The 9,692-nt window shown below is 66.8% G+C and carries 7 protein-coding genes and 3 pseudogenes; 3 read left to right on the forward strand and 7 right to left on the reverse strand.

Annotated features, from left to right (window positions below):
• Positions 1-51 precede the first annotated feature (51 nt).
• A pseudogene (locus ACFE7U_RS16225) lies at positions 52-634 on the reverse strand (IS630 family transposase); the annotation flags it as partial.
• A 592-nt stretch (positions 635-1,226) separates the two neighbouring features.
• On the opposite strand from ACFE7U_RS16225, the pseudogene ACFE7U_RS16230 reads away from it, so the two are divergent.
• Positions 1,227-1,527 (forward strand): annotated as a pseudogene (locus tag ACFE7U_RS16230) (IS3 family transposase); the annotation flags it as partial.
• Between the two features lie 129 nt (positions 1,528-1,656).
• On the forward strand, positions 1,657-2,418 hold the full coding sequence (locus ACFE7U_RS16235) for a hypothetical protein (protein WP_375410753.1): 762 nt from the start codon (positions 1,657-1,659) through the stop codon (positions 2,416-2,418).
• 262 nt (positions 2,419-2,680) lie between these two features.
• Here the strand turns inward: ACFE7U_RS16235 and ACFE7U_RS16240 are convergent, their stop codons facing one another.
• From ACFE7U_RS16240 to ACFE7U_RS16250, 3 genes are all read right to left on the reverse strand, one after another.
• Positions 2,681-3,151 carry a MucR family transcriptional regulator gene (locus tag ACFE7U_RS16240; RefSeq protein ID WP_375410754.1) on the reverse strand — a complete coding sequence of 157 codons (471 nt, stop codon included), beginning with the start codon at positions 3,149-3,151 and terminating at the stop codon, positions 2,681-2,683.
• Between the two features lie 945 nt (positions 3,152-4,096).
• Positions 4,097-4,915, reverse strand: a complete 819-nt coding sequence (locus ACFE7U_RS16245; RefSeq protein ID WP_375410755.1) for a cobalamin-binding protein — start codon at positions 4,913-4,915, stop codon at positions 4,097-4,099.
• A gap of 484 nt (positions 4,916-5,399) precedes the next feature.
• Complete coding sequence (locus ACFE7U_RS16250) at positions 5,400-5,804, reverse strand: hypothetical protein (RefSeq protein WP_375410756.1); 405 nt, start codon at positions 5,802-5,804, stop codon at positions 5,400-5,402.
• 171 nt (positions 5,805-5,975) lie between these two features.
• Here ACFE7U_RS16250 and ACFE7U_RS16255 point away from each other — a divergent pair, with 171 nt between their 5' ends.
• Positions 5,976-6,251 (forward strand): hypothetical protein, encoded by a 276-nt coding sequence (locus tag ACFE7U_RS16255; RefSeq protein ID WP_375410757.1) that lies wholly within the window; start codon positions 5,976-5,978, stop codon positions 6,249-6,251.
• A gap of 426 nt (positions 6,252-6,677) precedes the next feature.
• Here the strand turns inward: ACFE7U_RS16255 and ACFE7U_RS16260 are convergent, their stop codons facing one another.
• From ACFE7U_RS16260 to ACFE7U_RS16270, 3 genes and pseudogenes are all read right to left on the reverse strand, one after another.
• The gene (locus ACFE7U_RS16260) at positions 6,678-7,595 is read right to left on the reverse strand and encodes a B12-binding domain-containing protein (RefSeq protein WP_375410758.1); all 918 of its coding nucleotides are present in this window, start codon (positions 7,593-7,595) and stop codon (positions 6,678-6,680) included.
• Positions 7,596-8,119: 524 nt separating this feature from the next.
• Positions 8,120-8,917, reverse strand: a complete 798-nt coding sequence (locus ACFE7U_RS16265; protein ID WP_375410759.1) for an HWE histidine kinase domain-containing protein — start codon at positions 8,915-8,917, stop codon at positions 8,120-8,122.
• Positions 8,918-9,160: 243 nt separating this feature from the next.
• Positions 9,161-9,692 (reverse strand): annotated as a pseudogene (locus ACFE7U_RS16270) (hypothetical protein); the annotation flags it as partial.

A 9,692-nucleotide genomic window follows, 5' to 3' on the forward strand; every position in this document is an offset into this window, starting at 1 on the left:
CTGCGCTAAAGTAGTTTAGATGGTTCAGCGAGGTGTTAGCCGGATCGTCAGCTAGTGCACTGATCGGATGGATGGTTCAGGCGCTCGTTTCAGGGCGTCGAAGATAGCGGCGGCGGGTTTGGTCCGGACGATGCGCAGGGGCCTTCGGTTGTGTGCGGCGATGTAGCGTTTGATCGCCGCCTGCAGGTCGACGATGCCGGTGAAGGTGCCCGCTTAAGGCGGCGGCGCGTGAGGGCGGAGACGAAGCCTTCGACGGCGTTGAGCCATGAGGCCGAGGTCGGGTGAAGTGGAAGGTCCAGCGCGGATGACGGTCGAGCCAGGCGCGGACCTTCGGGGGCTTATGGGCGGCATCGTTGTCCAGGATCGCTTGGACGAGCTTGCCGCCCGGCACAGCTTCCTCGACCGCGTCGAGGAAGCGGATGATCTTGCCGTGGCGGTGATGCTGCATGCAGCGGCCGATCACCTTGCCCTGCTGTACGTCCAGAGCGACAAACAGGGTCGTCGTGCCATGTCGCTTGCATCCATGGGTGCGCGCCGTCCGCAGGCCCGGCTTCATCGGCAACGGGTCCTGCGTGCGGGTCAGCGCCTGGATCGTCGCAACCGTTCGAGGCGCGATGGCCGACGTGGGCGGATTGTCCGGCCGACGCATCGGCCGCGAAATGCGCGTTGTTCACGGGGGAAACCCCCGCGGGTTGCCGCGCCCGCCCCGTGCGAAGTGGAAAGATACCTTGGCCGCGAATAACTCTCAAGCAAAATGTCTAGTCGCTAGCGAACAGGCCGTTCGTGAGGTTAATACGGTCCTGGCCGAGGGACTGGCCTCGTCGCGTTCCGCATTCACGGGAAGCGGTCGCCCAGCGCTACCCTGGCGGATCGATCTCGGGGCGGCGGGAAGAGGTTCGCGTCGGCATGCGGACATCGGCGCGGTCGCGACACGTCGAGGCGATGCCGGATGGACCGCCGGGTCGACGGCATCGTGGCATGGGCTGGCGGGCAGGCGACTTTCTTTGTACCGCCCGGCCGCTGCGTGGCGACGGTCCTCGTGGACGGCGCAGGCCGCCATCGTCATCCGCGCGTGTCGATGCAGACCGGTCCTGGAGCCGACCTCGAAGTGGCCGAGGCCGGGGGCTTCCTTCGTCTGCTCGTGCGCCCGCCGACGGATCCAGCATGCCCCGCGATCGGCCGTGGTCGGGTGGGGCGCCTGATGCGCCGTCGGGGCATCCGGGCGCCACTCGGACCGCGGAAGCCGATACGCGGCCGAGGCCTACCGCAAGCGGCACGCCGGCGTGAAGGCGGCGTCGTCCATGGGCCGGCTGGGCTGTCGCTACGACATTGCCCGGACGGAAAGCATCGTCCTCGATCTCGGGAGCCGGTCCCGGCCCAGGCGGGAATGGAACTTGTCCACAGACGACGACCGATCCGGGACGAAGCGCGACGCGGCCTGTTCGCTTGCATCGAAGGTTATTATGATCGGCAGCGAATCCACTCGGCTTTCGGAAATCGACGCCCGAGCGGGCCGACCGGGAAGCGCCCCGACCCCCTGTCCGTCGAACACAGGGGAGGATCACCGAGGGAAGGAACGTCGTGGCTGCCGCTCGACCCGCAAGACAGTCGCCCGATCGACCCGGTCGGGGGCACCGGTCCCGTCGATCGCCAGGGATGTCCGCCGGTGAAAAGCCGACCACCGAGGGGCGGGCATTGTGCAAGCCGAGGGGCAAGGGCCGTCGCCGCCTGGTCTGTCACCACGAAGCGGGCCATGCCCTGGCGCGCTGGTACTTCGGGCACCTGACCGACCGCGTCACGGTGCTGACCGCAGAGCAGGTACGTGCCGGCGAAACCATCGAGGACGAGCGTGGGCGCAGGGTCCCGTGTGAGGGGCTGTGCGAGGGATATGACATCATCGGCTACCCGTTTGGCCCGACCCGCATCGAAGGCGGCCCCGAGAAGCAAGCGCGGATCAACCATGCGCTGGCCGTCTCGCGTGACGTCGAGCTGATTCATTGCGTCGCCGGGTTCTACGCCGAGGCTGATTACGGAAGACTATCTCCCAGTGCCTGCATGTTCTCCGGCGGCCTGAAGGACATGGCCCGCCTCAAGATCGTGCTGGACGCATGGGATCTGCATGATGACGAAGGGCACGCCTCGGCGGCGCTCGCCGGGAAACGCGCCACAGCCCTCGTGCGCTCGCCAAAGGGTGCAGCCGCGATCGGGGCTCTGGCCGATGCCCTCATGGAACGTGGCGAGGTCGAGTGCGAAGAGATCGGTACCATCTTCCGCGGGGCCTACGACGGCCGGGAGTGCCGGTTCGGCGCTTGGAACGCGCACTGGCCGCCGACGCTGGACCAACTGCGTGCCGGCTTCATCCCCGAAAGAGCGGAAGTGTCCTCCCCGATCGGGGTTCGTTGGGCGAGCGTCCCCTGACCGATAGTTTCCGGTTCATGCCGTGTTGCCGCCGCAGGTCACGCGCTTCTCTTCGCGGTCGGCCCACGGCCACCGTAGGTCGGCGTCGGATGGTGACGACGCGCGCACGCGTGATGTGCGCCCGAGCGATGCGAGCGGTCCCCGGCGACGACGGTCAGCCGGGACCCTGGCGGTGTCGTCGAGGAGCATCCGGAAAGGTCGAGCCGTCCGTTGGAGGCGCACCCGTCACGCTCCGCATCCATCCGTCCGCCGCGTCCGTGCACTAGACCGAGACGGTCGGCTCCTGGTCTGTCGACTTGCCGGATCGACCGAGACCCAAGCTTTTGGCGAGCGCCGAGCGCTGGATGGAGTAATTCGGTGAGACCATGGGGTAGTCGCTCGGCAGCCCGAAGCGTGTTCGGTAGCTCCGGGGATCGAGGCCGTTGCCCCAGAGATGGCGCTTCAAGGTCTTGTAGGGTTTGCCGTCGAGGAAGCTGATCAGCCCGTCCGGGGTGATCGATGCGCGGATCTGCGCAGGTGTCGGCCTCTGGCCCCGCTCGATGAAAGGACCACAGGGCTTGCCGAGGCGGGCGAGCGCTCGGTGCACGGACGAGATGAGCTCGGCGAGATCGTCGGGCCGAACTGAGTGAGTGGAGATGTAGGAAGCGACGACATCGGCCGTCAGTGACATCCGATCGGCCACATGCCGATCCTCGACGCCGGCCTCGATCGATTCGTGGGCTCGATTTTCCATTTTGCACCGTCCGGGATTCTGCATCGGGCTGACCGATTCGGGACACGTCGATCCATCCCGCGATGCGGGCATAGCACCGGAAGGGGGCACGGCGCTTCACGAACCCCTCGACGCCCCGACACATCCCGCTCGTCGCGACTTCGGGCTTCGTGCCCTGTCCGGGAGCTTGGCCGAGTGTCATGAGACCGATGCCGGGATCGCCCGACACCGCCGGATGCGGGGCATGACCTGCACATGGAGCGTCGAATGACCGGTCAGGGACACACACCACAGATCGTCGTCGTCGCCTCGATCGTGGTCAACGACGAAATTTCAGGGTCGATCCGCCTGCCGCGCTCTCGACGACGCAGAACGTGGGTGGGGCCGTTCCCGTGCAACTACCCATAACCTGAACATGTCCCATGACTCGAGCCGGAATGACCCCATCCCTGCCGATGAGGACCTCAACCGGCGCGCCGCGCCCTGGCCATTCGCGGTCGTCCCCAACGGTATCCATGGCGTCCCGCACCTGGCCGTAGCGGTCCTGGCCCGACGGGACTTTGGTGCGGCAGAGGCCTGCTCGTCCTTGATGAAGGCTACTCAGTCGGGAACCACGAGCCGGACAAAAAACGTGACGGATAGCGGATAGCGCTACCCGGCATCCGGTACCCACTGTGTCGGACGGCCGACCGCGCGGCGTGTTCGCCCATGATCCGTGCATGCCGAAGCCGCAACTGGTTCGGGTACCGCATTGAGGGACCGTACGCGGCCACACCGGTAACCCGGCGACCTGCGCCTCCATGGCCATCTGCACGACGAGTTGCCGCCCACCGAAGGCGGCCTCGATGTCGGCGTCGATCGCTCGGACTGGCCGCCGATTACGCTCGACCAAGTCTTCGCGAGGCTGGCTCGATAGCCGGCCCTGAAGGAAACTCGATCGCTGCCGGCTTTTCAGGTGGGGTGCACCTATCCAGCTTCAGGAGACGCAGGAAAAGCTGGCACGAGCGGGTGGCCGAGTGCCTGCAGGATCGCGTCCAGGCCGTCGGTCAAGGCCGCGGGACCGGGTTGCAGGATCAGGGGCGACTTGATCTCGACGATCCAGCCCTGCGCTACGGCCGGGATGGCGGACCAGCCGGGTCGTGAGGCGATACGGCATGCTACCACCTTCTTGCCGCACCAGGACGCCAGGATGACCTCGGGCGCGGCCGTCAGCACCGCTTCCGGCGCCACGATGCGGTCCTCGGCGGCCGCCTGCCGGGCGAGCTCCGGAAACACGTCGTTCCCGCCTGTGATGCCCACAAGCTCCGAGACCCGACCAATGCCGGAGATGAGGGGTTCGTCCCATTCCTCGAAGTACACGCGGGGCCGCGCACGCCCTCGGGCCTGTGCCGCCACCCGCGAAGGCCGGTCTTCGTAGCGGGCCGCGAGCGCCTCCGCACGGTCCCGGGCGTCGACGAGGGCGCCAACGGTGCGGATCATCGCGAGGATGCCGGCGACGTCGCGCTGTTTGAACAGGTGGACCGCGATGCCGGCACGAGCGAGGTCCGCCACGATGCCGGCTTGAAGGTCCGAGAAGGCCAGCACCAGGTCGGGCGAGAGGGCCTGGGTCTTGGGGATGTCGGCACTGGTGAAGGCCGAAACCCGTGGCTTTTCGCGACGGGCCCGTGGCGGGCGAACGGCATAGCCCGACACTCCGACGATGCGGTCCTGTTCGCCCAGCAGGCACAGGGTCTCGACCGTTTCCTCGGTCAGGCAGACGATACGTTCGGGTGGGAAGCGGCGCATGCCCCCTCATAACCAAATCTAGCGGCCGGCATCCGCCGAGCCTTCGTCCAAGGTTCCCTCGACAGGCCGATTGGACGCGCCTCCTCGTTCCATCGGACCAGAGAATCCGTAACGCATCGCGACGGCCGCTAGCCGCTGTGGGCTATCCGCCAAGTCGCACGTTCCTGATGCGACGCCACTCTCGAGCGCGGCGTAGCGGCCGTCTCCCAGGCTCCAGAGACAGTACCCTCGCCCGGCCCGTTCGGACATGTCCTTCGCCAACTGTGGTCCTCGTTGGTCAGGCTGATGCCCCCGACGCATCAGCGGCGCAGCGGTTCTACGGGTCCGAGTGCGATGCCCCGGCGGGAACGGTGACGCGCAAATGGGATTGACACGCGTCCTTCCAAAACGCCGGCCTCAGGCCGCGACATCGTCGTGCTTCGGAGTTCTCTTAAGCGCCTGGCGTCGAGGCCAGGCGCCATGCGCGCTACCGGAGTGACGAACCTCAATCGTAGGGGTCGAAGCCAGGACCACGGCCGAAGCGCACCGGCCGTGGTCCGAACCGGCGCGGTCCGTGGTATCCGTCCGGGTCGGCGAAGGCGGGATGCCGGTGGCGGTGGAACCCCTCGCGTTCCACGACGACCTCGCGCCGGGGACGGTAGACCACGGGGCGCTCGACAACGACCTCACGGACGACCGGAGGAGGCCGGTAGATTACCGGCCGCTCGACGACCACTTCACGGACGACGGGCCGCGGCTCGACGAAGACGGGCCGTTCAACGACGGTGCGGCGGGTCACGACGGCTGCCGGGGCGTCGTCGACATAGCCGTAATCCGCAGCATGAGCGGTCGAAGCGACGCCGACCCCGATGGCGATGGCGCCCAGAGCGGCAAGTGCGAACGTTCTCATTCTCAGCCACCTCTAATTCGAGAACCGCCGATGCTGGCGGCGTGGGTTACGCACCTGCTAGAGGCAGGCGTTTGGACGAGTGCCGCGGCGGAAGCCTTCGACGAGCCGCGGAGGACCCACCGACCCTTGTCAGCGGCAGAAGATCCTCCCGTTTGGCTAGTCGAAGTGACGATGATGGTGACGCCGCTCGAAATGGACGGGGCGGTCGTAGCCATGATGGTGGTGCCGGCGGGCGTGACCGTAGCCATGCCCTCCGCCTCCATGGCGAAAGCCGTCGCTGCGGTCGTGATCACGGTGGCGTTGACCACCGTGATACTGTGCCGAGGCCGCCATGGGGGTGAACACGAGCGCGGCGGCAATCAGTCCTGCAAGACGCATCTTCATCGGGGTGACCTCTCGACCTTCAGGAAGCCGAGTTTTGGCGCCTCGGCGTTGAACGGCCACTGAAGCCGGCTGGAGGCTGTTGTTCAGCCAATTCGCGAGGATGTCCCGGCATGAGGGGGCGTTGGTTCGGTACCCCTGCCTCCTGTCGCAGGCACGTTCGTTCAGGTGCCCCATCAGGAGGGCGTCACGCGGTTCCCCACCCTGTGACGAGCCCACGGGCTTGGCTCCCCCGAACCGGGCAGGGGACGTCGAAGGCGGCGAGTCGAGCACCCTCGACCTCCATGCCTGCCGCATGTGCGACGCTGTCGCGGATGCCCGTCTCTAATCAGGCTGGCACCCCATCATGCCCAAGTCCCACGACATCACCTTAGCCGCATCCTCCTGAACGTCTACGGCGCGAAGCGACCGCAGAGCGGGCGTGTTCCTCCGGCCAAGGGCGGCAACCCCCCACGAAAGGTAACCGGGTGGCGCGATCGCGTCTGCGTTCGGTCAAGCTACCCTACGAGCTGGTAGCAACCCCGCGCCTCGGGCCTGCACGTCGGCGATCGCGACGTCGAGCAGTCTCTGCGCGACGAGGACCGCGGTCGGCGCATCGACGGCGCAGGCGTCGGCACCGACGCGCTGCACGAGTTCCGGATGCGCCAGGAAGACCGGGCCGCCGACCATGACCCCTATGGACGGGTTTCGAGAGGCCTTCCGCACGGATCGGATGGACACGCCCAACGCGTCGGCGCGGGATTCGCAGCCGAGTGCCATCCCGACGATGCCGAACCATCGCTCACCGACGAGATCCGCGATCGCCTCTGGGCTGGAGGCCATGCCGTTGGTGACCTGCCATCCGGCGTTCCGGAGGAACTGCTCGACGACGGCCACACCGAACCTGTGCTTCTCCCCGGGCGCTCCCATCAGCAGGACATGCCGAGTGCGCTCATTCAGGCCCGTCTCGGAACGAAAGCTCGACAGGAGCATCTGGAGGTGGGCGACGCCGGTGGTGACCTCGATGAAATCGCAGAGGTCCTCGTCCCACAGGCGGCCAAGCAAGGCCGCCGCGGGCGCGAGAAGATCAAGGAACAGGCTCTCGGCCGTATGTCCCTTCGTCAGCAGGACCGTGAACGCATCGGACGCGGCCGAGAGGTCCGGGCCAAGAACGAGCTGAGCGAACGCCTCGACCGCGTGCGCATCAGGCCTGGTGGGCGACTGGTGCGTCGCAGGCGGAAGGCGCGGATGAAGCAGTTCGAGCTTGGGAATGATGTCGGCTTCGAAGAGCCGACTGAGGCTCATGGCACGCTGACGCGCGTCCTCGGCCGAGCGCTTTCGTCTGTACGTGCGCCGGACTTCGTCTTCTTGAGCAGCATTGCGGGCAACCGGATCACGCCGCGCGGAGTTCGACGAAGCAGAGCTCGGCAATCGTCCGCTCCCGTGACAGTCTTCGCTAGAACGTCGCTTACCGGTCGATGCCGTGCGACTCTTCGAGGCATCAGAGACCCAACTTGGCCGGATGTAAAGCGACCGAGACGAAGATTGTCGGAAGCTTGGCACGTGTTCGCGTTCAGGGACATCGTCCGTCGTGTCGCGTCGAAGCGTGTCGCGTCGGAGGCGGGCTCGTCGGGCAAATCGGAGGTCAGGCGCCCGCCGTCGAGACGCCCTCGCCGGTAGAGGTGATTTTGATGCGCAACCGTTCACCGAACGAACGTCGAAACGGCGGCCTCACCGATTGGGTTTTGGCCCTGGCGATACGGATGCGTCTCGGCGCTCACGCCACGAGGTAGTCCTTGTTCATCCGGAGGGTGACCACGACGCCGGCCTCGTCCCAGTCACGCTCGATCGATCCGTCCAACTGCTGGGTCATCGCGCGCTCGAGCAACTTGCTCCCGTATCCGCCGGGGCCGGTCGGTGCGACGACGGGGGGGGCCTTCCCCGTTCCGTCCAGGTCAGCACGACCGCGTCCTCGGTCGCGGGAGACGACACGTCGAGCGTCCCCGTCGGCACCGAGAGCGCGCCGTACGTGAGGGAATTCGTCGCCAGCTCATGCACGACGAGCGCGAGGGTGGTGGCCGCCGCCTCGCCGACGCCCATCCGCGGAACGGAGACGCGGATGCGCCCGCTGAAGGCCCCATGTCGTCGTAGGGCGCCAGCAGGATCGCGAGCAGGTCGCCGAGGAGCGCCGCCTTCCCTTCTCCGCCAGGGAAGGGACGGGCAAGGTCGTGGGCGCGCCCGAGGGTGGTCAGCCGCTGCGTGAGCTCGCGCGCCATGTCCTCCATGGTGGTGGTCGAGCGCGAGGTGAAGGCCGTCAGGGCAGTGGCGATGGCGAGCAGGTTCTTGACCCGGTGGCTTATCTCGCCGGCCAGGAGCTCATGGCCATACTCGGCCTGCTTGCGTCCGGTCGAATCGAGGAAGATGCCGAACATCACCGACCCGACGATGCCCTGGTCGTCGCCCTGTGCCCGGGTGATAGCCGACCCAAAGATCCGCTTTTGACCACCAAAGTTCCGTATTAAATAAACCTCGAGTGTAACGAGGCCGCACGGTTCGTGGGCGGTCTCGTTCGTTCTTGATGCAGAGGAGTGCTTGGTGGCTTGACCAGGATCGATCGACGTCCAGTCACCGATCTTAAGGTGCCCAGCTAGGAAATCCACGAACGCACGGATCTTGGGCGAGAGCTGCCGGCTGGTCGGCCATAGCGCGGCGAACTCGCCAGTGCGCCGGACGTAGGCGTCGAGGAGCGGCACCGAGGGCCTCCACCGAGGCCCGGGAGGACACGTCAACGGTCGCGGTGCTGACGTCGAAGCCAGCGTCGTCGAGTGTCCGCGCGGCCGCCTCGGCGTTCTCAATGCGAAGGTCCGCCAGCACAAGGTGCTTGCCGGCGCCAACGCGCCTGGCGATGGCCTGGCCAATCGATCCGGCGCCTATGAGTACGATGGTGTTCCTCATCACGGAATCCTCGATGCGGCAATCAACGACGGTGGCCGGGACTATCGGTCGGCGGGCATTCCCAGCCGGCTTCGGAGATCGGGCGCGGTGGTGTTCGCGCGGAACCCGGGGCCGCCTCTCTGGAAGCTGCGCGCCGATGCCAGGTCGCCGACCACGAACGGTTCGCAACCGGCATCCAGAACCAGCTGTGCGGCGACCTTCAGGGCCTCGGCATCGTCACTGGCCAGCGGCACGCCGAGCTTGCCCGCCTGCCGGTTGAACGAAGCCTCGACGGCGGTGGCGTCCACGGCGCTGAGCGCCCGGACCAGCCGCGTTCCCGGAAGGAAGGAGAGGGATAGTGCGCCGACGCCCTGAGCCTCAGCATCGGCGTTGCCCGGCGGGTTGCACGCATCCATGACGACCTTGCCCCGAAGCACCTCGCCGAGTTCCCGCCAGGGCGTCGTAGGGGACGGCGATGAGCACCACGGGCCCGAACTCGGCCGCCTGGCTGCGGAAAGAGCCTTGCCTATGAATTCCGAGAGGAGCCGGTAGATTGAATCGAATTCACGTAAACAGGCAATCATCCGATTGTGG

Origin of the sequence: uncultured Methylobacterium sp. (assembly GCF_964251405.1) — a bacterium.
Taxonomy (GTDB): domain Bacteria; phylum Pseudomonadota; class Alphaproteobacteria; order Rhizobiales; family Beijerinckiaceae; genus Methylobacterium.